The organism is Stutzerimonas stutzeri, from assembly GCF_024448895.1.
Taxonomy (GTDB): Bacteria; Pseudomonadota; Gammaproteobacteria; order Pseudomonadales; family Pseudomonadaceae; genus Stutzerimonas; species Stutzerimonas stutzeri_Q.
Genome location: NZ_JAMOIC010000036.1, coordinates 1 through 26007, shown reverse-complemented (window position 1 = coordinate 26007; position 26007 = coordinate 1). Strand labels below are relative to the sequence as shown.

Sequence of the window (26007 nt, the reverse complement as noted above, 5' to 3'; positions counted from 1 at the left end):
GGTCTTAAAGCGGTCGATGATTACATTTTTGTAAGCTTCTCAAAAAATCGAAACCTCATCATCTTCGGCTTGTCCGTTTTTAGGAGAGCATTCGAAAGCCACTTCTAAGCAGGGCTGCGCGAACACGTTGAGTCGCCGATCCAGCAGCAATCATTAAAGAGGTCTAACTATGCAAATGTCTTACTGGCGCTTTGCAGCGATGGTAGCCACGTCTACGATCATTATGTATGGCGTGATGTACTTAAATACTTACTCGTTCGAGCATGTTTTTTGGAGCGAGACTCGCGCTTGGATGGCATTAGTGATGGGCGCGGTAATGGCAGTAGTCATGCTCGCATTCATGCTCAACATGTATAAGCGTAAGTCAATAAACCTAGCGATATTGGCAGGAAGTGCAGTAGCTTTTACCATTGCACTATGGCTTGTACGTGGGCAAGCGACGGTAGACGACACGGACTACATGAAGGCCATGATCCCCCACCATTCCATAGCAATCCTAACAAGTGAACGAGCTCAGATTTCAGATCCTCGCGTCCGCAAGTTAGCTGACGAAATCATCGACGCTCAGCGCCGAGAAATCGCAGAAATGAAGTCCCTGATCAATGAACTAGAAAGGGCAAATTGATTACCAGAAACGGTGTGTCCACAGCCCAGGGCATGACGGTGGCGACATTGATGGTCTCGCTACCGCTCAGGCGAATCTCCTCAGCGATTGCCGCGCCGAGATTTATGACACCACCTTTGGTCGCTGCGGAGGAGGCATGATAAGCCAGCGGTATCTCGCTCTCGACTGAGCCCACGTTGACAAGCGTGCCGAAGCCTTGAGCTCTGAACTGGCGCATGGCTGCGTGGCTGCCATAGATCATGCCCTTAAGATTGACATCCACGATCCGCGCATGGTCCTCGACGGGAACGTCCTCGAAACGACCCAGCGCTCCGACCGCAGCGTTGTTAATCCAAACGTCGATCCTGCCGAAACGCTCGATGGCGGCTCGTGCCAAGTCCTGCATCTCGTTCGGGTTGCTCACGTCGGTGGTCACCACCAGTGCCGATCCTCCAGCCATGCGTATCTGCGCGGCCAGTTCTTCGAGCACGTCGGTCCGGCGGGCCGCTAGCACCACGTCGCCTTGCAGAGCGGCAAGCTTGAGCGCCACGCCGCGGCCGAAGCCACTGGAGGCACCAGTGATGACAAAGGTTTTGCGAGCAACGCTTGGCTGGTCGCTTGGTTTCAGGCGCGGGGAAACGGCGCAGCCACTGAGTTGCAGAACGGCGAGCAGTACTAGCAGCAAAGCCAATCGCTGCGATGGGAATATTCGCAAAACCATTTTCGTTTTCTCCCAGCAAAATAAGGTCGCATGGCCCGCTTGGTTGTTGTTGGACCGCCTTTTTGCCAGGAGCTTTCATGCTAATTCACTCAATTAGTTTTCAGCGCTCAATCGGGAGACAGTGGCAAGAGAATAGACCGTTACGGTGGCGATCATCGGTGGCTAAGTAAGAGTTGCTAGCGCGTAACTATTCGTATTTCGCTTTGGAATGAAATGCTGCTGGACAGGGATTGATTCGCTCTTGGCAGTTGCGGGTATCGTACGCACTTTTTCGATATGTCATGGAGGCGCGAACATTAAGCGCACCATGGCTTTTCTTATTCTTCGAGGGGCTCTGACACTCCCAATTTAGTAGTGCCAGAGCAGTGAGTTACGGATGTTATCCTGCCATTCGCTCACATTCCTCAGCGCAGTTCATGCACGCCTTCGCACACTCTTGGCAATGATCCATTTCATGCTTCGCGCATTCCTCTCCGCATGCACGGCAGATCTTGGCGCAAAGGGCGCAGAACTCCTTAGCATATTCACTTTCGCGGCTCATCAGTGTGGCAGCCAACCTGCAAATGTCCGCGCAGTCGCGGTCAAGCTCGATGCAGCGAGCCATCATTTTTACATCATCCTCGCGTAGGCAAGCAGAGGCGCACATTTCGCACACTAGGGCACAGTTCGAACAAGCTTGGATACAGGATGCGAACATTGAGTTTGTCATTTACGTTCTCCAGGGTTCGATAGTTGTATTTCGTCGTTTGCTTACTGGCCGATATGGCTCATCAGCCTGTTAGCAGACACTGAATTACGACACGCTCCTACCGAGCCCGTTTCGAAAAACCTCATTACAATGTTGTAAGGTAAGTCCAACCGCACCGGGGATCTGCGGGCGCAGTTGGTGGCGATGTGGCCGTCAGATTGCCTGTACGGCTTCGCTAGTCTGTTCGAGATGATTGAGTTGAAAATGAGGGAGCTCCCTGTCGCCACGACTGGGAGTATTCGTTGGGGAACGGCCGGAGCGCAAGCCGCTTAACTAGGTAAGTTACTGGCCTTGCGGCCTAACTTTTAGGAAGGAAGCAATTGCAAAGCCCTCCGGTACCGTTGCGTCGACTAGGATGGCCTAGGGCCGATCCTCTGCTTGCTGAACCGCCTTTCTTAGAGCCTCGATCAGAACCGCATAGGCACACATATACCGGATGTTAGTGCTCGTGTTGCTTCCCGTCTGCGTGCACATGGTTTTTTGAAGGGGATTTGCCTTCCGCATCGGCACTGTCACTGCCATTGCTGTGCTCAACCGCCTGGGGCTCCTCGGACGCATGATGGTCATCGCTTTCGTTATTACCATGATGACCGGAGCCTGATTGGCCGGATGCTCCACCTGTGCTGCTGGAGCCATGGTGATCCGAGCCGCCACTGTCGCCCTGATGGTGGTCGCCCGAGGCCATCTCGCCGTGTTGCTCACTATGCCCAGCTGGGGTCTCCCCACCACCATGCTGGTGACCACCGCTAGACGCAACGAGTGCTCGATACGCTCCTTCATCTAACTCAGGAAGCTTCTGCAGAAAAGCCACCATTCCCCAGATGTACGGGTCAGCCATGCTTTTACCCCACGCGGGCATCCCAGTGGCCTTAATGCCATGCTTGATGACCCAAAATGTTTTTGCTGGGTCATCGTATAGCCCCGCCTCAGCCAGGCTGGGAGGAGCGGGATAAAGGCCATTGCTTAGCTCGGTCTCAGCCATGCCTGGCGCCAAATGACAACCCACACACATCGAGTCGTAGTTCCCCGCCCCGGCGCGGATTTGGTCTTCATCGTCGAGAGATGGCACGGCTATGTCTTCGGAGCGAGCCTCAATCGAGCGATTGCGAGCAGTTTCCAGGAATGCGTGCACGACTCCCGTATGAGGATCATCCGCGGCAACGCTAATCAGTCCTGAGAAAACAACTCCGGCCACTACCAACAGGCCTAGAGCACAGAAGGCAGCGAAGCTAATAATTATTCTTTTCATCGAGGGACCTTAAAACCAAAGCCTGATGCCAGCAACGAACCGCGCCTCATCTAGGTCTTCGCCGTCATCTCTCGCCATATCAGCGGTATTACCGTATGCCCGGCTCCACGTGACGCCGATGTACGGTGCGAACTCACGAACGATTTCGTATCGGAGGCGGAGCCCCACCTCTGTATTTGCGAGACCAGCGCCCACTCCGTGTGCAGGATCGTCCTTGCCATAGAAATTGAGCTCGGCAGTCGGTTGGAGGATGAGCCGGTTAGTTAGGAGAATGTCGTACTCGCCTTCAAAACGTGCTGCTGTCTGCCCACCTTCACCGACGAAGGCGGTGGCTTCCGCCTCAAACCCATACAGCGCCATCCCCTGGACGCCTAAAGCCGCCCACGTCTGCGGCGACTCGGGCTTAAAGTCCTGGCGAACACCTGCTACTACATCCCACCAGGGACTGATTGCACGCCCGTAAAGCGCCTGAATTTCCGCGTCTTCAGTAACGCCATTCGTTCGCTCACCTTCCGAGCGAAACCAGAACCGATTGATATCGCCACCAACCCAGGCAGTAGCTTCCCAACTGAGGGTGCTACCTTCATTTGCGTCCTGGTACTCAAGTTGATCTAGCAGAAGGAACCAGGCCAGATACTTGTCATGGACCGTATGACCTTGAAGACCAGGGAAAGCCGCTTCTCTATCCGCATCGGTCAATACTGGAATGAACGAGGGATGAACCACGCCGGGCATTTCGAGCGTATCGTCATGCTTCATTTGGCCATGGTTCATCTTGCTATGGTCCATCGCACCATGACCCATTGCAGAATGGTCCATTTGCCCACCGGAGCCATGATTCATTGCCGCGGGCTTGGCAGAAGATGCAGGGGCTTGAGCTGCCGGAATAGGAGGGGTTTGATGCATCGAGTGATCCATCATCTCGGCGGCGTTGGCTATCCGTCCAGCCGCTGCGCTCAACGAAACTCCGAGCGCAATAAGAGCAAAGCGAGAAGATCTAGTGGTCATGGTGCGAATCCACCTCAGTACCAGTAGCCTTCGGGTCATGATCCATCTTGCCATGGTCCATTTCACCATGGTCCATCGAGCCATGACCCATGTCGCCGTGGTCCATTTCTGAGTTAGAGGAGCCTTGTGTCTGAGATGCCGGCTTGTTGCCTGAATTTTGCGACGAAGCCGATGGTTGCTTGTGCTGATCATGCGTTTGCTCTGCAAACGCAGCTGATATATTCATTACGCCCAGCAGACTGAACATTAACGCGCTGCCGATAAGAGTTTTACGCTTCATAAAATTTCCCATATAAAGTTCCTCTTACTCGTCCACTCGGACTTCACGAAACATGCCCATTTCCATGTGAAGCAGTAGGTGACAGTGATAAGCCCAACGCCCGAGTGCATCGGCTGTCACGCGGTAGCTGCGCTTCGAACCTGGAGGCATGTCGATCGTGTGCTTGCGAACCATGAACTTTCCATTCTCATCCTCAAGATCGCTCCACATACCATGCAGATGAATCGGATGGGTCATCATGGTGTCGTTGACCAAAGTGATGCGTACCCGCTCGCCATATTTGAGCCGCAGGGGCTCCGAATCAGAGAACTCTATACCGTCAAATGACCAAGAGAACTTCTCCATGTGGCCGGTGAGATGGAGTTCGATCGTCCGACTGGGCTCACGGCCGTCCGGATCGGGGAAAGTGCTTCTCAAGTCGCTATAGGTCAGGACTCGGCGGCCGTTGTCTCGTAAGCCAATACCGGGATCGTTCAGCCTATGAGTTGGGCTCATGGTCTGCATGTCCACCAGTGGGTTATTGGACTCTGAGGGCGGGTGCGATTGCATACCTGCGCTCATCCCAGCCATTCCAGAGTGGTCCATCCCGGACATCCCACCCATTTTGCTGTGATCCATGCCGGCCATTGCGCCCATGTCGCCCATCCCTTGCATGTCACCGTGGTTCATGCCGGACATGTTGCTATGGTCCATCGCGCCCATGTCGCCGCCATGGTCCATGCCCGCCATACCGCCCATGCTGCCGTGATCCATCCCCATGTCGTCCATGGTGATTAGTGGTCGAGGATCGGTTTCTGGAACAGGAGCGCTCAGCCCTTCGGCAACCGCTAGCGTGCCACGGGCGTATCCTGTGCGATCCATCGATTGGGCGAAGATCGTGTAAGCCTCCTCGGTCGCAGGCTCGACAATCACATCGTAGGTTTCTGCCACGGCAATGCGGAATTCGTCGACGCTAACTGGGTTGACGTATTGGCCATCGGCTGCGACTACAGTCATCTTCAGCCCTGGAATGCGGACATCGAAATAGCTCATGGCCGAGCCGTTGATGAACCGCAGACGAAGCTTCTCGCCGGGCTTAAAGATGCCGGTCCAGTTCCCGTCGGGTGCTTGGCCGTTCATTAGATAGGTATAGGTGTAGCCGCTTACGTCGGCGAGGTCGGTGGGACTCATTTTCATCTGAGCCCACATTTTCCGATTCGCAATCGTAGCGGCCCAGCCGTCTTCGCTCACGTCGTTAATGAAGTCTCCGACAGTGCGCTTGTGGAAGTTGTAATAATCGGACTGCTTCTTGAGCTTAGAAAGGATTCGAGCGGGATCCTCATCGGACCAATCAGTCAACATCACCACATAGTCGCGGTCATAGCTGAACGGTTCGGGATCCTTCGCATCGATGACCAAGGGACCATAGACACCAAGCTGCTCTTGTAGGCCTGAATGACTGTGGTACCAATAGGTACCGTTCTGTTTAACCTGAAACTTGTAGACATACATGCCATCGGGAGCGATGCCGTGGAAGCTCAATCCAGGCACGCCATCCATGTTGGCCGGCAGGATCATGCCGTGCCAGTGAATCGATGTATCTTCGCTCAACTTATTCCTGACGCGCAGCGTGACGGTATCCCCTTCACGCCAACGTAGAAGCGGCCCTGGGATGGTCCCATTGATAGTCATCGCTGTCCGGGCCGCGCCGGTGATATTGACCGGCGTCTCCCCAATCAGCAGATCGAACTCCGTGCCGGTTAGTACGCTGGGCTGGCCTGGGCTACTCACTGCCCAGACCGGAGCTCGCCACAAGCCAAGACCGCCAAGGAGGCCTGCGGCAGTCAAGCCTTTAACAAAGGTTCGCCTAGAGGTTTTACGTTGCATGTGTACGTTCCAATCAAGCTAAGGAGCCAAGCCGAAACCAGCCTTTAGGGTTGGTGTTGCCAGCGTTAATCGATCTTAGAAGCTCGCGCACGGTCTGTCTTATCAAGCGACTCGCCATTATTCGTAAATATGGCATGCCGAAGAAAAACGCGTGATTACATTTTTGTAAGTTTAAAGCGCCCCGAAAACGTCTGCGATCAGAGTTCCGGTCACTTTAGCTGGCTTTACTTAAACCGCGGGCTGGATAAGAGCCGCTAAAAAGGTCCGGCCATAATCTAGCAGTTCATTAGCAGTTTGTTGCTCATTCACTGCTTTTCAGCGGATCTTTCCAGGCTTTGCGGGCAGTCTAGAAGGCCTCATGAGATTGGATAATTATCAAATCTTAGCCGCTCAAGAGGGTTGTAACCTACTAGCCAGTATAAACTTGGTCTGCTCGGTGCGAAGATATTAGGTTAGGTTTTTGACGAGCCATGGTTCGAAGTAGCTATAACGGCTTCGCCGGTTCTACAAACATTTCTGCCTATACCAGCACCGTGGCAGCTATAACATCGCAGAAGCTGCCACAGTTAAGAGCTGCGCAGTCAAATCTGCGTACGGTTTCGCTTCAGCAATTAGCATGAGCGTGCTTCGCTGAAGTTTCCTTCGCGGCTAGCTCCTGGGCTTGGTCGTTCTGGTCAGCCTGATAACTAGCGATCGCTACTTGGCGAGCCTGCTCCATACGAGCAAAGGTACGATCACCACCACCTTCTGCCATTGCATAGGAAGAGCTTGCTGCGATGGCGAGCAGTACAGAAAGGGATTTGAAAAGTTTCATGACTTTTTACCTTTGTTTACGAAGATACGGGAGACCCAGCGCAGCTCCATTAACAGAGGCTTGGGCTTGTGTGTAAGCTAACCGAGTGTCCCTGTCAGAAACCTGATCGAAACATTACGGTTTCGTCAGTAACGCAGAAGAAGTGAGTACAAGCGAAAGCGCAGGTTGCGTGTATGGCATCTTTACCTGCTGTAAATAGGTTCTGTTCCAGCATGCAAAAAAAAAGGCGCCATCAAGGCGCCAATAGGCCAAAGGAGCATGGAAATGGCCAAAAAGCAGAGTGTGGAGGCAACTGCTGGTGTAGACGTTAACGCTAGAAGCTGTCAGACAGATGATGCGAGCATTACGTTTCTGTAAGGTACTGGATGCAAGGACCGACAACCGCCACACTGTTCTAAATGCTTGCAGGAGTACCTTATGAAGCTTCTTGTTGCTGAAGACGAGCCGAAAACAGGCACCTACCTACAGCAGGGGCTCACGGAGGCCGGCTTCACTGTCGATCGAGTAGAGAACGGGACTGATGCTGCTCAGCACGCGCTTCACGGGGAATACGACCTGCTCATCTTAGATGTGATGATGCCTGGCTTGGATGGGTGGCAGGTTTTAAAGAATGTCCGCGCTGCCGGTAATGACGTTCCAGTGCTATTCCTTACCGCCCGAGACGGGGTTCAGGATCGAGTAAAGGGATTGGAGTTGGGCGCTGATGATTATCTCATCAAGCCGTTTGCTTTCTCCGAACTGCTTGCCAGGATACGCACGCTGCTTCGCCGCGGCAGCCATGCTCCCAACCAAACGATACTCAAGCTCCTCGACCTTGAGATGGACTTGCTGAGACGACGGGTTACGCGATCGGGGAAACGCATAGACCTAACTGCAAAGGAATTCGCACTTCTTGAGCTATTGCTTAGGCGTCGCGGGGAAGTGCTCTCAAAGTCACTTATCGCCTCCCAAGTATGGGACATGAACTTCGATAGCGATACCAATGTAATCGAGGTGGCGGTACGCCGGTTAAGGGCAAAGATTGATGATGAGTTCGAGCCGAAGCTGATACAAACTGCTCGCGGAATGGGCTATCTGATCGAGGCGCCAGGCTTTTAAAAATCACGCTATTTAGCGATTTGCGATATGGCCAATATAACTAGCGGGCCACCTCTGCTAATCCGTGGCGTACTGCTTTGTGCTGCTCGGCGGATCGGCCAATGCATATTCATGCGTAACTTAAGAGGCCTTAATTAGACCTCTTATTGAAACCAGAGGGATCTAAGCTATCACTGGATCCAGCTTTCGACCTCATCCGTTCCATATTCTGCTTTCCAGCCTTTCAGGACCTTGTGATTGCCACCTTTGGTCGCAACTATTTCACCGCTGTGAGGGTTCTTGTATGTCTTGACCTGACGAGCACGGCGTGGTGTCGGGCCTTGCTGAACCGGAGCGCGACGAGTCCCAAACTGCGGGTCAAGAATATTGATCAAACTAGGTAGAGTAATGCTGTATTCACCCATCAGCGAGCGAAGCTTATCTTCAAATTCCATATCCTTTTTAAGGCTCTTGTCGTTTCTCATGGCCTCAAGTTCGGCCATTTGCGACTTCAATTGCTCTTCCAGTTTACGGTACTCTGCCAGTCGGGACATTTATCATTACCTCTAAGGTCAGTGTTTAGACATTTTGGTCCATATGATATCAATACTTTCAACTTCAAGCATGGCGTGACGAAATTCGGTGGGATGTTTGCGTACCCCGAGGCTGCGGGAGGAATGAAGGAGGTCCGCAGGTCGAAGCCCGAGCTCCTAAGTGACCAGCAAATCGCCATGACATGGGTCGGTATGTGTACAGCGAAGGCCTGTGGAGTAACAGACGCTAGAATATTCAAGTGATGCGAGGAAGCAGCCTTCGAAGCGTGGCCCTACGATGACAAAATCTGCAACGGTGGAAGGTTTATCATCCGGCGCGATTCCGAAGAACAGACCCAGCAGACGATTTGCGAGCTGATCGTAAACACTCGCTGGCCTCAGAGCGGGTGCATCCGAATCCCGCGAAACTGCTTACCGTAGTGAGCTTACTCTGGCGGGAAATTCTGGTAGCCAACCGTTTACGCTCTTTGGGTGTTGAGATTTGTCAGAATATTTTGGCAAAAATCCTGCATCTAATCGTTCTCACCATGCGAATTGTCGAAATATTATTATCTCAATGCTAACTTCAAAGCGGGCCCAGCCCCTGATCCAAGGGGCTGAAATTGTCAGAATTATTTGTAAACCACCAAGTGTTCCTCAGGGATAAAAACTGTCTCTGGGGGATAAAACCTGTTTCAAGGTCTGGTCACGAAGGCTAGCTCGTTCGGCCATCGCTATTTCGGATGTGATAGATGTTATCCAGTTTGGTCGTAAGACCTCAGGCAGGCGAGACGATAAATTCGCTTCTAGCTAGAGACAGAATTGTCAGCGGTTCGGTTAGTAGACATTTTCACGATGCCAAATTCGGCATAAACCAGTGGCATATAAATAAGCAAAGCATTGCCAAACTATCCGAACTAAATACTGGAACCACAGCTAATAGCTTAGAATTGTTGCTAAGCTCTTGCACTGGGTACGATGTCCATGCTTATTTAACTACAGGTAAAAACGTAGAATATTTGTCCAATTACAGTTCAGCCACCAGATCCGTTAGAAACTCCTACATAGCTCACCATAGCATTAAAATCTGCCTTAGATGCTCTAAGCACGACATGGAACAAAACGGATTTAGCTATTGGAGAAAAGTGCATCAGTTTCATCGTGTAACTGTTTGCTCACACTGTAATGTACGTTTGGTAGATAAATGCCAAGCATGTGCGAAAAGTTTTTCAATTTTTAATGAAACCGATGACGGTTTTTGGCATAACTGCAAGTGTGGTCTGAGTTTTAATGATTGGGAAGAATTTGAAAATTTTGATATTAATGAGCACCGTTACTCAAGTTTTATAGCGGGTATTTATCAAAGCGAGAAAAGATGGCTAGGCATCGGTTTCGAAGGGCTCGCGGACTACACCACATCACAGCTTGGATATGACAAGAATTATCTACTAGAATTAAAAAAACGAGCTATTTCGGATATCCAGCGAAGCTTAATTGGTACCAAATTCAATTCATTAGAAGATGAGCTTTCTGTTAGTTTGAGGGTGTTACATCTTCTCTTTGGGAGCTTTGAGAAAATGCATGAATTTATTGGCAAAATAATCTTTCTAGATGACTCTGCTCCTATTAGCTCAGTGAATGATAAGAGCAATATGCGGGGCTTATGAAATCGTCGTGTACTCACTCTCGCCGGATGCAGTGAGGCGTATACCAATCATAGTCTTATGCTGCGCAAGGCTTCATTGATCAGAACATGACGCTAGTGATGGATTCGATCTTATGTCTAGCATTGTTATCCCTCAAACCACGCGGAACAGGTATCTCAGTGGGATTGCCGCTCTAAACCTTCCGTCTGCCGCAGGAACTGGGGACTGGCACTTCCTACAAACTTTCTTTGTACAGAGGTCTAGACGTTCAACTGGCTTCATATGTGGCTTGGGTTGCGAAATAGATACGACAGCCTTTCTAGGTGATGTCGGTGTGTTCGAATGCTCTAAGCTGTTAAAGAGCTTGGATATAGAATTCGTAGGCGATGCGGCATACTCTGCAAACCACACACGAGCTGTAGCGGACCTAGTTATCGCTGCAATCCGCATTGGGCGTAATGTGGATCATCTATGCATTGATGATTGGCTACCCAAAATGTCTGATAAAGAAAGACTAATAGCTATGCTGCAGCAGGCATACTCAAATATGAATGAAGAACTGCGGCAAGCTCTCAACGTCTGGGTTCTGAGTAATTTACCTAAATAAATTTGCGAAATTTGCTTAGGGCGGTACGAGGCCGCACTAAGCGATTACTACGCACCTCGGGTGGTGAGGTAAAGGAATAAATACTTCGCAAGCTGACCTTCCGCGCGGTGGAAGGCAGATCGTAGATCTGCTGCCTGCACCGGCTATCTTTACCATGCGTTTCATCTCGAAAGGGTTCAGAACCTACGCTGATGTAACAGACCGAGCTAGACGTCTGACCGGCTGCAACCGGCCAAAAGCGGACAGCCCGGTAAGCTGCCCACCTAAGCCATGAGTTGAGATAATCGACCGCAAAACGCAGGTAGCGACACCAGCGCCTTGGCTGTCAGATACCCTTACCCAACATCTTGCCGTTAACGGTCTTGCCGTAAAGGTTCACGCCGTCATTGGCGTGGTACTTATCTCGAGTTTTCTCGACTGAGCCATCAATCAAGCGCGGGTCTTGCGGTCGCTCGTGGCTGTTCATGAAGGCCGCCACGTTCCAGGCGTCTTCATCTGACAGGGTGCCGCCTTTGCCCAGTGGCATGTTTTCCTTGATGAACGCCGCAGCCGTGTTGATTCGATGCATGCCAGCACCCCAGTTGAACGAGTCCGCCCCCCAGAGTGGCGGGAATACATAAAGGTCACCAGACTTCTGCCCTTCCCCGTTTGGCCCATGACAGACGGCGCACTGTGCGTCGTAGACCTGTTCTCCCTTCGCCAGGTCGTAGCCGCCTTCGGGTTGTGGCACTTCCGGATAGGCCCGACCGGGCAGCTCTTGCCCCGTGGGTGCTCCGGTTGCAAGCCAGTAGGAATAGGCTGAAAGCGCGGCGATAACGGGGCCGTCAGCCTCGGGTGCCTTGCCGTTCATACTGAACTGGAAACAGCCCTGAAGGCGCTCGGCATAGCTGTTCACCTTGTCGTTCTTCTTTCGGTACGCCGGGTACATGGTGTAGGCAGCCCAGAGCGGCGCAGAGTTGGCTTTCCGGCCTTGTTCGAGGTGGCAGTTCGCACAGGCCAGGCCGTTGCCCACATAGTCGGGCGCATGCGTCTTGGTATCGACGAATATGGCGCGCCCTTGCTGTACCAACTGCCCGTAGGCGTTGTCAGGCAGTTCGCTTTCCTTGGGCGGTTGGAAGTACTTGCTGCTGGCGGGATCACCGGCCCCGGTCAGGATCTGCGACTGATCTTCCATCGCGATGTCGTCCGCGAGCACCGGGAAGGCCAATGACATCAACAGCAGTGCGCTTGTATGGGGCTTCATTTGGCTGCTCCTTTGTCGGTCAGGCCTGCGAAGTATGTCGAGACCGCCATTACCTCGTCCTCGGTCAAGCTACGCGCGATGTGGCCCATCAAGTCGTTGGGGTCGTTCTTGCGGGTGCCCTGACGCCAGGCGGTCAACTGAGACGACAGGTACTGTGCCGACTGCCCGGCCAGCGGTGGGAAGGCGTCGCCGACGCCCGTTCCGCTGGGGCCGTGGCAGGCAACGCACTCGGGGATGTTGCGTTCCCAGGCGCCGCGCAGCGCAAGGGTTTCGCCAGGCCCGTCGACCAACGCGGTGCGGTCGATTCGCTCGACCTGCGGTTGCGGCTTGTCAGCCAGCATCGTCGAGACGGCCTCGGCTTCCTCACGGCTTAAGGCTGCCGCAATGGGCTGCATGATTGGATTCGCCCGCGCACCGGATGCGAAATCAGCCAGTTGCTTGCGCATGTAATTCGCCGACAAGCCGGCCAGACGGGGGAATCCCGCAGCGGCCATGCCTTCGCCCTCGGCGCCGTGGCAGGTAGCGCACGCCATCGCGGCGGTGTTGGCCCCGCCTTTGCTGTACACCGCAGCGGCATCCGCGGCGTGCGCGGACACCGAAATCGCAAGGAAGAGCCCGGCCAAGGGCCAGAGGGGGACGTTCATGTAGCCTCCAGATCATTCTTGTTATAGGTGCCGGTGCTGACTGACCGTGTCGTGTTGCTAGCGTTTGGACAACGGCCCCATGATGCCATTCAACGCCTCGGGACGAGGCGCGCCCTGATGCTGCTGCAGACGCCCTTGCTCATCTAGGTAATAGATAGCCGGGGTGGCCGAGGCGCCCATTTCGCCCATCAGGGTGAGGTTCGCCTCAAGCTGTTCATTCACCTCGGGCGCGATACGCTTGATGGCCTTGAGCGTGCTGGCCTTGCCCGCGGCCTCGTGCTCATTGAGCGCCGCCTCAGGGTCCTTCGCGGCCAGCAGTGCCGCGGATTTACCGGCGCTGTCCGGGCGCAGCATGCCGACCATCACGTGGCGAAGCTGAACGTCACCCGCTTCGACCCAGGGCCGCGCCTGTTTCCAGAACATATTGCAGAACGGGCAGTTCGGGTCGGAAAACATGTAGATAACCCGTGGCGCCTCAGCCGCGCCGTCAGCAATCCAGGTGCTGCTTTCGAGCCGCTGCCACATCTCGCTGCTCATCGGCTCATACACAAGCTTTTCCAGCGGTGCCTTGGTCAGGTCTTCGCCAGCGGAATCCAGCAAACTGCCGACCACGACATGATCACCGTCCGGTGTCAGATACAGCGCAATGCCCTGTCCGTTGTAACGCGCTGCGTAGCCCTTTAATCCTCCCGGCGCGTCGAAACTGCCGACCACTTTGGCTCCGCGCGCTTCAATGGCCTGAACCGCGGGAGGCAGCGTTTCGGCCAGCGCCCAGGGCGTCGGCAGTAAGGCGAGCGTTGAGATAAAAAACGAAAGTGAACGTACCGGTTTCATGGCTGGGTTTTGACCTCTAGTTGCTCAAGGGCGCGCGCCAGGCTGGCACGGGACAGTTCACCGAGATGGCTGCCAACTTGGCGTCCCTCGGCGTCATAAAAAAGCGTGGTGGGCAGCGACGCAGACCCTACGTGCTGGCCCAGACGACCGCCGGTGTCGAGCAGAACGTTTTCCAGACCGAGCCCTTCGGCTTCGAGGAAGTCGGCGATCAATCGCTCGCCCTCGCCCTGGTTGACGAAAAGAAAGGTCACGTCGGTGTTTTCTTGTTGCGCCTGCGCAAGGACCGGCATTTCACGCCGGCAGGGCGGGCACCAAGTGGCCCACAGGTTGACCACCAGCGGCTTGCCAACGTAATCCTGCAAGGCGACGGGTTTACCCCGGTTGTCCCGCAGGCCCATCTCAGGCAGTCGCGTGCCCTGCTCGAACGCGTGCAACGCAAAGGTCCCGAACCCCCAGCTGAGCACACCCACCAGCACCGCTGCGCCCAGCGGTCGGCGCAGCCCGCTGTCGCGCCAGGCCAGCCAGGAACCCAACAGAACGGCCACCAGCAAGCCCGGCCAGGCAATAAAACCGCCGTCACGTATGTCGATCACGCGCCAGGGCTCATCTCGGAAATGCTCGACGTACACCAGCACGAAGGCCAGCCGCGCGACCAGTAGCGCCACCAGCAGCAGCCTGAAGAGCTGTTGTTCCGGATTCCGCTCGCTGCGCCGCCCAACCCACCAGCCGGTCAGCATCGCTATAAACAGGCTCACCAGCATCAGCACATGTGGGACGGCAAGCGCCAATGGCCCCAGGTTGATCGTCAGCATCAGCCACGCTCCATTGTCTGGTTCCATCTGTTCAGAAACTGATTCGCATCGACCTCGCCGGTGATGCGCTGGGTTCGCCGCTCTTCCCCGTCCGGGCCGATGAAGAGCAGCGTCGGCGGCCCCATGACCTGATAGCGGTTCAGCAGCTCGCGACTGGCGGGATCGGTCTGCGTCACGTCCGGCCGCAGAATCCGCACGCCGGTGAGCGCTGCCTGCACCTGGGCGTCACCGAACACCTCCTTTTCCATGACCTTGCAGGACACGCACCAGTCGGCGTAGTAGTCCACCAGCACCCACTGGCCCGCGGCCCTGGCGGCAGCAAGCTCACGATCAAGGTCGGCCGGCTCGCTGAAGCCGACAAATCCGTGGGCAGGCTCAGCACCTTGCGAGGACGCAACGCCGCCTGTGAATACACCGAGCGGCCGCATGACATCCTGTGCGCCGCCAGCCGCTCCGAGCAGCAGCGCTACGCCCCAGACGCCGGCCAGCGACGCCACCGCGCGGCTGAGCGCCTGATGCCGCACCAGTTCCCGCGACAGGTGCAGCAGCCCGCTGGCACCCACAACCAGCAGCGCGCCCCACAGCCCTACCCAGAGCGGGTCGGACAACAGCGGACGAAGCACGTAGAGGGCGGCGACCAGAAATAGGAAACCGAAGGAAACCTTGACGCGATCCATCCACGGCCCAGGCTTGGGCAGGAAGCGATTGCCCACCGTCACCAGCAGCACCAGTGGCGTACCGATCCCCAGGCCCAGCGCGAACAGCACCAGGCCACCGTTCACGGCGTCGCCGCTTTGGGCGATGTACAGCAGCGCCGCGGCCAGCGGTGCAGTCATGCAGGGGCCCACCAGCAGCCCGGACAACACGCCCAACGCGCTGGCCCCGGCGAGGCTGCCGCCCCGGCGCTTGCGGCCGGCCTGCTCCAGCCGATCACGCAGGCCCGCCGGCAGTTGCAGTTCGAAGAAGCCGAACATAGGTAAGGACAGCAGCACGAACAGGCCAGCGAAACTTGCGATCAGCCACGGCTGCATCAGCCATCCCTGCAGATTCGCACCCAGTAGCGCCGCCACCACTCCGAGGGCGGCGTAAACCAGCGCCATGCTGAATACGTAGGCCCCAGCCAGCGCCATGCCGCGGCGAGGCCCGGCCTGGCTACCCACGACGATGCCGGCCAGGATGGGCAGCATCGGCAGCGAACAGGGTGCAAAGGCAAGCAGCAGGCCGAGTCCGAAGAAGATCAGCAGGCTCCAGCCCAGCGACTGCTGCTGTAGCCCGCTGGCCAGGGCCTGGTCGTCGGCCTGAACCGGCATGGACGGAGGGGTGCTGCTGCCGCCCAGCTCTACCGTGCGGCTTTGCGGCGGATAGCACAGGCCGGCATCGGCGCAGCCTTGCCAGCCGAGTTCAAGCGACGCGAGATCCGCATCGGGGAGCTGCACTTCCAGGCTGTCGCGATAGATTCGCGAATCACCAAAATACTCGTCATGGTACGGCTCGCCAGGCGGCAACTGGGGCTCGTTCCCCGGTGGCAGCCCTGCGAATCGCAGGCGCTCCTTGTAGAGGTAATAGCCGGGCGCAATATCCCAGCGCAGCACGGCGCCGCCAGCGTCAGGCTGCTCGACGTGCAGCGTGAACGCTTCATCCACGGGCAGAAAGTCCTGCTGCTTCTGACCGAAGGTGAACGGCGAAGCGTTCGCCAGCTGCACAGACCATAGGCAGCAGGCCAGAAAGATAAAAAGCGCTCGCATGCACAACACCCGATTACCAGATTCGACGGCGAGCTTGCCGACTCGGGATTAAGAGGCGATTAACGAGGCATGGACACAACCTGTAAGGCCGAGCGACGTTGAGGCGCGAGCAACTCGGCGTACCATCTGCTAACGCGCCGTTAATCCAGGCGGACGATACTGACTGCTGCCTATCAAGCGATTCCCACATGCACGTACTGCTGACAGAAGACAACGCACTGATCGCCAGTGGCATCGTCGCCGGGCTAGAAGCCCAGGGCTTCAGCGTGGCCCATGCCGCTACGGCCGGGCAGGCCGACTCGCTGCTGCGCACAGCCAGCTTCGACCTGATGGTTCTCGATCTGGGTCTGCCTGACGAAGACGGCCTGCGCTTTCTGCAGCGCCTGCGCCGCCGCGGCCTCGAGCTGCCTGTGCTGATCCTGACCGCCCGGGATGCGGTAACCGAGCGGGTCTCCGGGCTTCAGGCGGGCGCTGACGACTACCTCGTCAAACCCTTCGACCTGCGTGAGCTCGCTGCCCGCCTGCATGCCCTACTGCGCCGCGCTGCCGGGCGGGCAACGCAGATGATCGAACACGGCCCGCTAAGCTACGATCCCGCCGCCTGTGCGGCCTTCATGGCAGGCGAACCCGTGGACCTGTCGCGCCGTGAACAGGCGCTGCTCCAGGCGCTACTGCAGAACCCCGGCCGCGTGCTATCGGCCGAGCAGCTCAAGGACGCCGTGTACGGACTGGGCGATGACGTCGAAAGCAACGCCCTGAATGTCCATATCCACCATCTTCGCCGCAAGCTGGGTAACGGCATCGTCGAAACCGTCAGAGGGATCGGTTATCGCCTGGGCCCGGCCGGCCATGCGTCGGCGTCCACCGAGGCACCCGACCCATGAGCTTGCGCCTGCGCCTGACCCTTACCCTCGGCTCGGCCTTCGTGCTGCTCTGGGCGCTGGCCGCGACCTGGATGCTCTTCGATGTTCGCAATCAGTTGATGCAGTCCCTCGATCAGCGCCTTGCTGCGTCGGCGCGGATGGTTGCGGGTCTGTTGGTGCAACTGCCGCAACCGCAACTGGGCGAAGGCGGTATCACCCGGCTGAGTGCGGAACAGCTTGGCATCGAAAACGGCCTGGCCTGCCAGATCAGCTCCTTGCGGGGTGAAATCCTGGCGCGCAGCCATGCGGCGCCAGACAGCACGCTCGACGCTCAGCGCACCGGCTTTCACGACCAGATGATTGGCGATACCGCCTGGCGTAGTTTCACCTTCATCCAGAACGGCATGCGCATCACCACGGCCGATCGCCTTGACGAGCGCACCGCACTCCAGCGCTCGGTGCTCCTGGCCGCGGCACTGCCGGTGTTCGTCGCGTTGCTGGGCAGCCTGATCGTGTTGTGGATCGGAATCGGCAACGGCCTTGCGCCACTCAGACGCATCCGCACGGCCCTGGCGCAGCGCAGCGCCGACTCGGTAGAGCCGTTGCACATCGAGCGACTGCCGCGAGAGCTGACGCCCCTGGTCGAAACCCAGAACCAGCTGTTCGCGCGGATCGCGCACATGCTCGAACGCGAACGTCGGCTCACCGATGACGCCGCCCATGAACTGCGCAGCCCGCTGACCGCCATCAAGACCCACCTGCAGGTCGCGGCCATGACCGAGGGCGATACCGCGAAACGGGCATTGGCCCAGGCCGAGGTCGGCACGGATCGCCTGCACCGGATCCTCGAACAGCTGCTCATGCTGGCGCGGGTCGAAGGTCGCGTGTCCTTCAATGACGGCCTCAGCTGCACGGCCCTCGACGTCGCGCAGCTGGCGATCGCTGACGCCAGTCAGCAGCCCGGGCCGCACATCGAGCTGTGCGGGGCGCAAGATGTCTGCCCTCACCCACTGGCGATGCCGCCCACCCTGGCGGTCGCGGCGTTGCGCAACCTGCTCGACAATGCCCGCCGCCATACCCGGCACGGCACAGCCATCCGCTTGACGCTCTCACAGCTGGATGAACGCCGGGTTCGCTTCAGCGTGCAGGATCACGGCCCGGCCATCCCGCCGGAAATGCTCGAGCGTCTGACGGAGCGCTTCTGGCGCAGCGGCGAAGGTGAAGGCAGTGGTCTGGGCCTGTCCATCGTCAAGGCGATCGCCGAGCGCTGTGCCTGCGATCTGCGTTTCGAGCCGCAGGCGGACGGCCTCATCGTCGAGTTGGTGGTCAGCCTGCAGGCTCCCGCTCCCTGAAGACGGCACCTCGATAACCTGAACGTCCAGCCACGCACACCGTCCGAATAGCTGACTGAGCAATCCGTTAACCATCGTCGGAGGTGGCAATGCTTGTTTTCGAACCTGTTTATACAGACGGCCTGGCGCAGATTTCCTATCTGGTCGGCGACAGCAAGGCCGCGGTAGCCGCGGTCATCGACCCACGCCGCGACATCGATATCTACCTGCAAATGGCCAAGGCGCGAGGCCTGCGAATCGCCTACGCCATCGAAACACATATCCATGCCGACTTCGTGTCCGGCGCCCAGGCGCTGGCGAAGCGCACCGGGGCACAGATCATCGGCGGTCGCGCGGATAACTACGAGTTCGAGCTTCGCCAGGTCAGCGGTGGCGAGACGATAGAGCTCGGGCAGGCCACGCTGCAGGTCATGCACACGCCCGGGCATACGCCTGAACATATCTCCCTGCAGCTGTTCGACGCCCAGCAGGGCGACCAGCCGATCGCGCTGTTTACCGGCGATACCCTGTTCAACCTGGACGTCGGGCGCCCCGACCTGCTGGGCGAAGGCAGCGAACGAAAGCTGGCCGGCGCGCTGTACCACACACTTTTCGATCACTACCTGCCCCTTGGCGACAGGATTGAAATCTACCCCTGCCACGGCGCCGGCTCGGCCTGCGGCAAGTCTATCGGCGACCGTCGCCACTCCACGCTCGGCAGCGAGCGTCTCTTCAACCCCGCGTTGCGCGAGCAGCGGAGCGAGGACGCGTTCATCGATTGGCTACTGGCGGACATGCCGGAACCACCCCGTCACTACGCGCGCCTGAAAAAACTGAACTTGCGCCCAGCGGTGCAGATAGAAGGCCCTGCCCTGCCGCCGCCCCTCGCCCCGTCCGACTTCGAGGCACTGGCCGCGCACGACATGCAGGTTGTGGACGTCCGCTCGATCCTCGCGTTTGGCGGCGGGCACGTGCCCGGGGCGGTCAACATCGCCCTGCGCAACGAGTTCGTGAACTGGGCGGGCCGGATGCTCGACGACGCTCGCCCGATCCTGCTGGTGGGCGAATCGGCCGACGATGTCCACCAGGCTGTCACCCAGCTCTACCGGATAGGCCTGGACGATATTCGCGGCTATCTGCGCAACGGCATGACGGACTGGCAGAACGCGGCGCTACCGCTGAACAGGCTTCAGGAATGGACGGTTCATGAACTGAATGCACGTCGTGAAGCGCCCGATGTACAGGTGCTGGATGTACGCAGCCCCCAAGAGGTTGCGGCGGGTCGGGTGCCTGGCGCCAGGCACATCTTCGTCGCGCACCTCGCCGACCGGCTCAACGAGCTGGATCCGGACAAGACCACCGTCACCTACTGCGGATCCGGCTATCGCGCCTCCATCGCTGCCAGCATCCTCAAGAAAGCCGGCTTTCGTGATGTGGCCAATGTCCCCGGTTCCTGGATGGCCTGGAAGGCGGCAAACCTGCCGGTCCAGGAAGGCTAAGGTCTTATCCGGTCGCGCGGCGCAGGTGTCTGGCTTGCCACCTGCGGGTGCGCGATCAGAAGGCGACTTGAAGCAGCAAGGCCGACGCGGCAACAGCCGCGACCAATCCGAAGCCCCGCTGCAGCAGGCGCCCGTCCAGGCGAGAGGAAACCGTGCGGCCGGCGAACATCCCGAGCACGGCACCGGCCGAGAATGGCAGCGCCACTGCCCACTGGATGCCACCCGTCAGCGCGGCGGACAACACGCCGCTGACCGACACCAGGCCGATGACCGCCAACGACGTGGCGGCAATCGAACGCATCGGCAGATCACTGAAGCGACTGAGCGCCGGCACCAGCACGAACCCGCCGCCGACCCCCAGCAAGCCGGAGAGGAAACCGGCCAAGGTGCCGGAGGCGGCGACGGTCGCTGCACAGCGTGAGGTCCAGTGAAAGCGGCCCGTCTGCGGGTTCAGCCGACAGGGCACGGCTCTCGGGGTCGTGTCATCGCTCGGCGGGCGCCTGAATGCCCTGAAGGCGACCCAGAACATCACCAGCGCAAACACCACGGCAAGCACATCGTGCGCTACCCGCGCGGCCACCCAGAGGCCGACGGGCGCGAGCAACACGCCACAGCAGGCCATCAGGGCCGCCGCCTTGTACCGGACAATGCCGTCCCTCAGACCAATCACTGCCCCGACCCAGGCCGCGAATCCGACCGCCATCAACCCGATTGGCGCGGCCTGATGCAGCTCGAGCCCGACCACGAAGATCAGCAACGGCACGGTGAGGATGCCGCCGCCGGCACCGGTCAGCGCCAGGACGAGGCCGACCAATAGCCCAAGCCCGATCTCAACCATCGTTGCGCTCCGGAAGCCTTGGATCACCTTTCGATTTAGAGCGACTGCAACCTATCACTGCGGCTTCCCTGAGAAGCGTGTCTGCAACTCGTAGAGCGCCATACCCGCCAACATGGCGAGGACAAAGATCAAGGGTTCGCTCCGACCACTCAAAAGCGTCGCGACCGCCGGACCCGGACAATAGCCAGCCAGCCCCCATCCCGCTCCGAATGCCAGGCTGCCCAGTACAAGAGGGCGATCGATCCGGGTGGCGGTGGGCATTCGCATGATATCTCCCAGCACCGCCCGGGACCGTTTGGAGGCGAAATAGAACCCGACACTGGCGACCGCAATCGCACCGCCCATAACGAACGCGAGCGAGGGGTCCCACGGCCCGGCCAGATCGAGAAAGGCGATCACTTTGGACGGATCGGCCATCCCTGACAGGATCAGGCCAAGGCCGAAAACCAGCCCCGCTACAAAGGCGCTCAGCAATTTCATGGCAACTCCTCAGCCCAGCAGGTGGCGGATGACGAACACGGTTAGAAAGCCGCTGGCCATGAACGCGGCCGTCGCGACCAGCGAGCGCGGCGACCGTCGCGACAACCCGCAGACGCCATGCCCGCTCGTACAACCGGAGCCATACCGCGTGCCGATCCCGACCAACACACCAGCCGCGATCAGCGTCAAGGTGCTCGCCTCTACTTCGATGTCTGGTTGCTCGAACGCGGCCTGAAACAGCACCGGCGCGATCACCAGCCCGGCAATGAATGCAACACGCCAGAGCACATCGCCTTTGCCTGGCCGCAGCAAGCCGCCGATCACGCCGCTGATGCCCGCGATTCTCCCGCTCAACAGGATAAATAAGGTCGCAGCAAGACCGATCAGCGCGCCCCCTGCGAGCGAGGACCACGGTGTGAAATGTGCCCAGTCAATCGTCATGCCGAGGGTTCCTCGCGTTCGGGATGCTGACAGTAAAGCCGGTAAAGCACCTGCATAACCTCCATCGCTTGAGGGCTGGCGATGCTGTAATGCACTTGCTTGCCCTCGCGTCGGGTGCTGACCAAGCCGTTATGGCGCAGCACCGTGAGCTGCTGCGACAGGGTCGGCTGCACAATGCCCGTCGCACTGGCGAGGTCACCCACGCAGTGCTCGCCCTGGGTCAGCTGGCAGAGCAACAACAGGCGGTCGGGGTTGCCGAGCACTTTCAGCAAGCCGCAGGCGTCCGCGGCACTGCGACGAAGCGTTTCGATATCGATTTCTGCCATGTGGGCCATTTTGTTCAGGTGGGTCAGGTGGATTTGACAATACGATTTATCAATATATATTTCAATAGATCGTATCAACACGGCAGCGGACGCCCGGTCGGAACTCGACCTCCCGCACACGCCCTACAATTATGCGGCATCGCTGTGACTTTCACCTCGCCGCGCCCACCCCGTCGGCGCGAACCTGGAGATCAACATGTCATCGATACAGCAAAACAGTACCAATCATGACCAGGCGGACAGGGTTCGCCGCTCAACGTCCCAACCTGTGAACCAGGAAATCGATCGGCAAACGGACGAGAACATTCGTCGATTCAGCGGGATGGGGCGAAGCGCAATCCTTCAGCGTATCGACGCCCTGGATCGCGAGTGGGACGTGGAACGCGTGCTCGAGGTCAATGCCTCCTCGCTCGCGCTGTCTGGCTTGCTACTTGGCCTGACAGCGAACCGAAAGTGGTTTCTGCTGCCTGGCGTCGTGCTGCCGTTTCTTCTGCAACACGGCTTGCAGGGCTGGTGCCCGCCGCTGGCGATCTTGCGCCGGCTGGGTATCCGCACGCGGGGCGAGATCGATCAGGAAAAGTATGCACTGCTCAGTGCGCTGGAACAGGCACCGCTGAACACTCACCACTCGCCGAGACCATCATGATATTTCGCCAGCTGTTCGAGCCCGTGTCGTCCACCTATACCTACGTACTCGGATGCGAGGACACCGGCCAGGCCGTGCTCATCGACCCGGTCATTTCCGCAACGGACCGCGACCTGGCCGAGCTGGCCAGGCTGGACCTGCAGCTGGCGTTCACCTTGGACACCCATATACATGCCGACCACATCACCGCCGCGCTGGAGCTGAAGAAGCAGACCGGCTGCCGTATCGCGGGGCCGGCTATCGATAAGTTGCCCTGCACGGATGTGGGCATTGAAGAAGGTGTTCCTTTCATCGTCGGCAGCCTGCAGTTCACACCCTTGCATACCCCCGGACACACCGACGGGCATTTTGCCTATCTCCTCGGTGATCGCCTGTTCAGCGGTGATGCGTTGCTCATCGACGGCTGCGGTAGGACTGACTTTCAGAACGGCAGCGCCGACGACCTGTTTCACAGCGTTAGAAACAAGCTGTTCACGCTGCCAGACGACACCCTGGTCTATCCCGGCCATGACTACAGCGGTCGACGAGTCTCGACCATCGCCCAGGAAAAGCAGCGCAACCCCCGACTCGGTGAAGCGATAACGTTGGAGCGCTTCCGCGACATCATGGCGGAACTGAACTTGCCCTATCCCGCGTTCATCGATCATGCCGTGCCGGGGAATCGCCAGTGCGGTGTCTGCCCACCCGACCTGACGGATAATTTCCGCCGCTATTGCGAACAGGTTGAGCACAGTCCTCAGGGTTGAGCACGTCATGCCAGCCCCCGTGAGGCCCGGGGAATCGATCACCGTTCGCAGCCTCCAGGCGACGTTACCAAGAATCCATTTCGCTACGTGAGGAATTGAATATGAAGAGCCCAGATCGACCCCGTTTCGGCGTGAGCGCAGACCGGCAATCGGGAAGCCGCCGCGTTCGCTATGTCGAAACCAACCGCCCAGATAGCCAGAACTGCACGATTTGCCAGCTGGATGAAGAAAACCCATCGCCAGTCGAGGCGTCTTCCAGCGCGCACGATACCGGTGAGCAGAAGCCCGGCGCCAAGTCGGAGCGGTAGGGCCTCCGACGCCCCTAGTGAACGCGGCTTAGCACAAATCCCTTGCGACGAGAGCTTTGGTCTCGCCAGCCCCCGCGCACGTACCACTTCGCCAATACGAAAAACGAACTAGGAACGAGCTAGGGATGTATCTCGGCAAACGAGCCAACGTCCGCTTTTGGCCAAAAGCAGTCAGTTACAGCCAACCGAACGAGGCTATATTTCTCGCGCCAACATCATTTCGTAGCCCCCCCTGATTGTTTCGCATCCTCCCGCCTGCCGATCGAGAGATCACGTAACCAGCGTTTCGGCTTGAATCCAGATTGAAGAGGCGATAGCGTTTCGCCATAACGCTGCATAAGGAATTGAGCATGGCAAACGCGGTTTCGGCCGGATGGCACGGGCATGATTATCAAGCCCGATTTTTCTGGATTCATGCATCTGCATTAAGGGACCCTGATCAGTCACATGTCATTGAAGTCTCCTACGAGGCTGACGGTCCTAAAGCGTTCGACGACGTGATTATTCGCTATGACCCGCCGCGGGCGAGCACTGGGCCGGTGCGCATCTCGGTTGACTACCACCAGATCAAGTTTCATGTCACTGGCGCAGGTCGATTCGGCTACGCAGATCTCATCAATCCAGCCTTCATCGGCGCCGAATCGGTGTCTCTCCTGGAAAGATTGAAGCAGGCAAAAAAGAGCGCACCTCAGAACTCTGCTTATCACCTTGTTACGATCGACAGCGTTAAAGATGGCGATCCACTGGGTGAGATCATTTCAGCCGTGGACTATTCCCTGCGCCTTGACAAGCTATCGGTTGGCAAAACGGACACCAGTAAAATGGGCAAGGTTCGCAAGCTGTGGCGCGAACATCTCAAGCTCGCATCGGACGACGAACTGAAGAAGGTGCTGGAGGGACTTCATATTGCAACCGCCCAGCGGTCTCTGACTCAGCTGCGCGAAGAAGTGAACCTTCGCTTCCGAGTAGTTGGCCTGATCAGTTGCCATGACAGTTCCGAATTCCGTTTCGACGCTGCTGCAAGGTCCCTCAAGAGCAAAGGCCTGTACCAGTTTACGCGCCAGCAGTTCGAAACCCTCTGCCAAGAGGAAGGTTGGGTTCGTTCCGATCCTCCTGAGAATCTCCTCAACGTAGCCCTTCGCTCGTTTGCAGATGGTCCAACCGACCGTATATACAACACCTTCATGGATGCTGAGCAGGTCAAGGAAGTGCTTCCGACCTTCAATGCGTTCCACCCGTTGGGGCGTAACGGACAACCCGGTGACATAGCTGCGGCCATCCTGTTTCTGGCTTCGACCGAGGCCTCCTGGATTACTGGCGCCATACTGCCGGTCGATGGCGGTGTGACCGCCGGGCGCAACTAAACAACGGTGTTCGTTGTGATTCAGTTGGGCTTAGCAAATGCGTAGGTGAGGTGAGCAAGCTGAAGAACCGCTTCGATGGCCTGGCCGCCGAAGAGCAAAGAGCATTGGTGGACTTGCCGAAGCAAGCACACCAACGCCAGCTCAATGAATTTCTCGATAAGTACTACGTTGACCAGGCCAAGCTCAGCGGCATAGGGCCGACGAAACTGGCGACCCTGCGCAGCTTCGGCATCGAGACGGCTGCCGACATCGAGTGGAACCGGATTATTAAGATTCGCGGCTTCGGCGAAGTGCTCACCCGCACTCTGGTCGACTGGCGCAAGGAGAAAGAGCGGATCTTTAAGTTCAATCCGGCCCGCGGCGTGACCGATGTGGACCGGTGCAAGGTCCAGCAGAAGTACGTTTCGATCCGACAGGACATCGAGCGCAAGATGCGAGACGGTCTGCACAAGCTCCAGAGCGTCAAATCGCGGGTCGACAACACCAAGCAGCGCCACCATGATCGCCTGCAAGTGGCCTTCAACAGAAAGGCCCAGGCCGAAATGGATCTAAGAGCCCTTTAATCACAACGCGGAGACAAGAAAACACTTTCTCGGAATTTTCCGAGAAAGAATCAGGTAGCCATGGGGCAGTGACTAGTTTTAGCAGCGCTTGGATATCCCCTATTGGCCGGAAACCACCAGATACGACGGACCGCTTTGGGTCGCTTACTGCCGGTCACGGCAGGCGGAAGC

28 protein-coding genes are annotated in these 26007 nt (G+C 57.8%); 11 read left to right on the top strand and 17 right to left on the bottom strand.

What is annotated here, in order from left to right; all coding sequences use genetic code 11:
- The first annotated feature begins 169 nt into the window (after nucleotides 1–169).
- Nucleotides 170–625, top strand: coding sequence for a DUF305 domain-containing protein (locus NA619_RS23575; protein WP_014822239.1), 456 nt, complete (start codon nucleotides 170–172; stop codon nucleotides 623–625).
- Here the strand turns inward: NA619_RS23575 and NA619_RS23570 are convergent.
- From NA619_RS23570 to NA619_RS23540, 7 genes are all read right to left on the bottom strand, one after another.
- Nucleotides 600–1325, bottom strand: coding sequence for an SDR family NAD(P)-dependent oxidoreductase (locus NA619_RS23570; protein ID WP_014822238.1), 726 nt, complete (start codon nucleotides 1323–1325; stop codon nucleotides 600–602). The two genes, NA619_RS23575 and NA619_RS23570, sit on opposite strands and share 26 nt — an antisense overlap.
- Nucleotides 1326–1704: 379 nt before the next feature.
- A complete protein-coding gene (locus NA619_RS23565; RefSeq protein ID WP_041754615.1) occupies nucleotides 1705–2034 on the bottom strand; it encodes a four-helix bundle copper-binding protein in 330 nt (109 codons plus the stop codon).
- A gap of 478 nt (nucleotides 2035–2512) precedes the next feature.
- The gene (locus tag NA619_RS23560; RefSeq protein ID WP_064481004.1) at nucleotides 2513–3322 is read right to left on the bottom strand and encodes a c-type cytochrome; all 810 of its coding nucleotides are present in this window, start codon (nucleotides 3320–3322) and stop codon (nucleotides 2513–2515) included.
- 9 nt (nucleotides 3323–3331) lie between these two features.
- On the bottom strand, nucleotides 3332–4330 hold the full coding sequence (locus tag NA619_RS23555; RefSeq protein WP_064481005.1) for a copper resistance protein B: 999 nt from the start codon (nucleotides 4328–4330) through the stop codon (nucleotides 3332–3334).
- Nucleotides 4320–4622, bottom strand: a complete 303-nt coding sequence (locus NA619_RS23550; RefSeq protein ID WP_014822233.1) for a hypothetical protein — start codon at nucleotides 4620–4622, stop codon at nucleotides 4320–4322. Before NA619_RS23550 ends, NA619_RS23555 begins: the two co-directional genes overlap by 11 nt.
- Before the next feature lie 12 nt (nucleotides 4623–4634).
- Complete coding sequence (locus NA619_RS23545) at nucleotides 4635–6476, bottom strand: copper resistance system multicopper oxidase (protein ID WP_023444726.1); 1842 nt, start codon at nucleotides 6474–6476, stop codon at nucleotides 4635–4637.
- Between the two features lie 604 nt (nucleotides 6477–7080).
- A complete protein-coding gene (locus tag NA619_RS23540) occupies nucleotides 7081–7290 on the bottom strand; it encodes a co-regulatory protein PtrA N-terminal domain-containing protein (RefSeq protein ID WP_023444727.1) in 210 nt (69 codons plus the stop codon).
- 417 nt (nucleotides 7291–7707) lie between these two features.
- Between NA619_RS23540 and NA619_RS23535 the strand changes: the two genes are divergently transcribed.
- Nucleotides 7708–8388 (top strand): heavy metal response regulator transcription factor, encoded by a 681-nt coding sequence (locus NA619_RS23535; RefSeq protein ID WP_014822231.1) that lies wholly within the window; start codon nucleotides 7708–7710, stop codon nucleotides 8386–8388.
- 170 nt (nucleotides 8389–8558) lie between these two features.
- Here NA619_RS23535 and NA619_RS23530 read toward each other — a convergent pair whose 3' ends face one another.
- Complete coding sequence (locus tag NA619_RS23530) at nucleotides 8559–8921, bottom strand: histone-like nucleoid-structuring protein, MvaT/MvaU family (protein ID WP_014822230.1); 363 nt, start codon at nucleotides 8919–8921, stop codon at nucleotides 8559–8561.
- Nucleotides 8922–9652: 731 nt separating this feature from the next.
- Here NA619_RS23530 and NA619_RS23525 point away from each other — a divergent pair.
- On the top strand, nucleotides 9653–10567 hold the full coding sequence (locus NA619_RS23525; RefSeq protein WP_081262849.1) for a TniQ family protein: 915 nt from the start codon (nucleotides 9653–9655) through the stop codon (nucleotides 10565–10567).
- A gap of 911 nt (nucleotides 10568–11478) precedes the next feature.
- Here the strand turns inward: NA619_RS23525 and NA619_RS23520 are convergent.
- Genes NA619_RS23520 through dsbD form a run of 5 tightly spaced genes read right to left on the bottom strand, consistent with a single transcriptional unit; the run spans nucleotide 11479 to nucleotide 16431 of the window.
- A complete protein-coding gene (locus tag NA619_RS23520) occupies nucleotides 11479–12396 on the bottom strand; it encodes a c-type cytochrome (protein WP_003289353.1) in 918 nt (305 codons plus the stop codon).
- Nucleotides 12393–13040 (bottom strand): c-type cytochrome, encoded by a 648-nt coding sequence (locus tag NA619_RS23515; RefSeq protein WP_003289355.1) that lies wholly within the window; start codon nucleotides 13038–13040, stop codon nucleotides 12393–12395. The genes NA619_RS23520 and NA619_RS23515 overlap by 4 nt, the downstream gene beginning before the upstream one ends.
- A gap of 57 nt (nucleotides 13041–13097) precedes the next feature.
- On the bottom strand, nucleotides 13098–13874 hold the full coding sequence (dsbG, locus tag NA619_RS23510; RefSeq protein ID WP_003289357.1) for a thiol:disulfide interchange protein DsbG: 777 nt from the start codon (nucleotides 13872–13874) through the stop codon (nucleotides 13098–13100).
- Entirely contained in the window at nucleotides 13871–14686 is an 816-nt protein-coding gene (locus NA619_RS23505) for a TlpA family protein disulfide reductase (RefSeq protein ID WP_023444733.1), read from the bottom strand. The genes dsbG and NA619_RS23505 overlap by 4 nt, the downstream gene beginning before the upstream one ends.
- On the bottom strand, nucleotides 14686–16431 hold the full coding sequence (gene dsbD, locus NA619_RS23500) for a protein-disulfide reductase DsbD (protein ID WP_023444732.1): 1746 nt from the start codon (nucleotides 16429–16431) through the stop codon (nucleotides 14686–14688). The genes NA619_RS23505 and dsbD overlap by 1 nt, the downstream gene beginning before the upstream one ends.
- A 188-nt stretch (nucleotides 16432–16619) precedes the next feature.
- On the opposite strand from dsbD, the gene NA619_RS23495 reads away from it, so the two are divergent.
- From NA619_RS23495 to NA619_RS23485, 3 genes are all read left to right on the top strand, one after another.
- Complete coding sequence (locus NA619_RS23495) at nucleotides 16620–17315, top strand: response regulator (protein ID WP_003289360.1); 696 nt, start codon at nucleotides 16620–16622, stop codon at nucleotides 17313–17315.
- Nucleotides 17312–18646, top strand: coding sequence for a sensor histidine kinase (locus tag NA619_RS23490; RefSeq protein ID WP_003289361.1), 1335 nt, complete (start codon nucleotides 17312–17314; stop codon nucleotides 18644–18646). Before NA619_RS23495 ends, NA619_RS23490 begins: the two co-directional genes overlap by 4 nt.
- A gap of 89 nt (nucleotides 18647–18735) precedes the next feature.
- Nucleotides 18736–20124, top strand: a complete 1389-nt coding sequence (locus NA619_RS23485; protein WP_023444731.1) for an MBL fold metallo-hydrolase — start codon at nucleotides 18736–18738, stop codon at nucleotides 20122–20124.
- A gap of 55 nt (nucleotides 20125–20179) precedes the next feature.
- Here NA619_RS23485 and NA619_RS23480 read toward each other — a convergent pair whose 3' ends face one another.
- The 4 genes from NA619_RS23480 to NA619_RS23465 are packed head-to-tail and all read right to left on the bottom strand — an operon-like array spanning nucleotide 20180 to nucleotide 22218.
- Complete coding sequence (locus NA619_RS23480; protein ID WP_003289367.1) at nucleotides 20180–20962, bottom strand: sulfite exporter TauE/SafE family protein; 783 nt, start codon at nucleotides 20960–20962, stop codon at nucleotides 20180–20182.
- A 54-nt stretch (nucleotides 20963–21016) separates the two neighbouring features.
- Nucleotides 21017–21442 (bottom strand): YeeE/YedE family protein, encoded by a 426-nt coding sequence (locus NA619_RS23475; RefSeq protein WP_003289368.1) that lies wholly within the window; start codon nucleotides 21440–21442, stop codon nucleotides 21017–21019.
- A 9-nt stretch (nucleotides 21443–21451) separates the two neighbouring features.
- Nucleotides 21452–21883: a YeeE/YedE family protein gene (locus NA619_RS23470; protein WP_003289369.1), complete on the bottom strand. Its 432-nt coding sequence runs from the start codon at nucleotides 21881–21883 to the stop codon at nucleotides 21452–21454.
- Nucleotides 21880–22218 (bottom strand): ArsR/SmtB family transcription factor, encoded by a 339-nt coding sequence (locus NA619_RS23465; protein ID WP_003289371.1) that lies wholly within the window; start codon nucleotides 22216–22218, stop codon nucleotides 21880–21882. The genes NA619_RS23470 and NA619_RS23465 overlap by 4 nt, the downstream gene beginning before the upstream one ends.
- 187 nt (nucleotides 22219–22405) lie before the next feature.
- On the opposite strand from NA619_RS23465, the gene NA619_RS23460 reads away from it, so the two are divergent.
- The 5 genes from NA619_RS23460 to NA619_RS23440 all read left to right on the top strand — a co-directional run bounded on the left by NA619_RS23460 (nucleotide 22406) and on the right by NA619_RS23440 (nucleotide 25836).
- On the top strand, nucleotides 22406–22855 hold the full coding sequence (locus NA619_RS23460) for a hypothetical protein (protein ID WP_003289372.1): 450 nt from the start codon (nucleotides 22406–22408) through the stop codon (nucleotides 22853–22855).
- Nucleotides 22852–23601 (top strand): MBL fold metallo-hydrolase, encoded by a 750-nt coding sequence (locus tag NA619_RS23455; protein ID WP_003289374.1) that lies wholly within the window; start codon nucleotides 22852–22854, stop codon nucleotides 23599–23601. The genes NA619_RS23460 and NA619_RS23455 overlap by 4 nt, the downstream gene beginning before the upstream one ends.
- A gap of 101 nt (nucleotides 23602–23702) precedes the next feature.
- Nucleotides 23703–23909, top strand: a complete 207-nt coding sequence (locus tag NA619_RS23450) for a hypothetical protein (protein ID WP_064481018.1) — start codon at nucleotides 23703–23705, stop codon at nucleotides 23907–23909.
- A gap of 350 nt (nucleotides 23910–24259) precedes the next feature.
- Nucleotides 24260–25273, top strand: a complete 1014-nt coding sequence (locus tag NA619_RS23445) for an SDR family oxidoreductase (RefSeq protein ID WP_255964255.1) — start codon at nucleotides 24260–24262, stop codon at nucleotides 25271–25273.
- 50 nt (nucleotides 25274–25323) lie between these two features.
- Nucleotides 25324–25836, top strand: a complete 513-nt coding sequence (locus NA619_RS23440) for a helix-hairpin-helix domain-containing protein (protein WP_255964253.1) — start codon at nucleotides 25324–25326, stop codon at nucleotides 25834–25836.
- Nucleotides 25837–26007 lie beyond the last annotated feature (171 nt).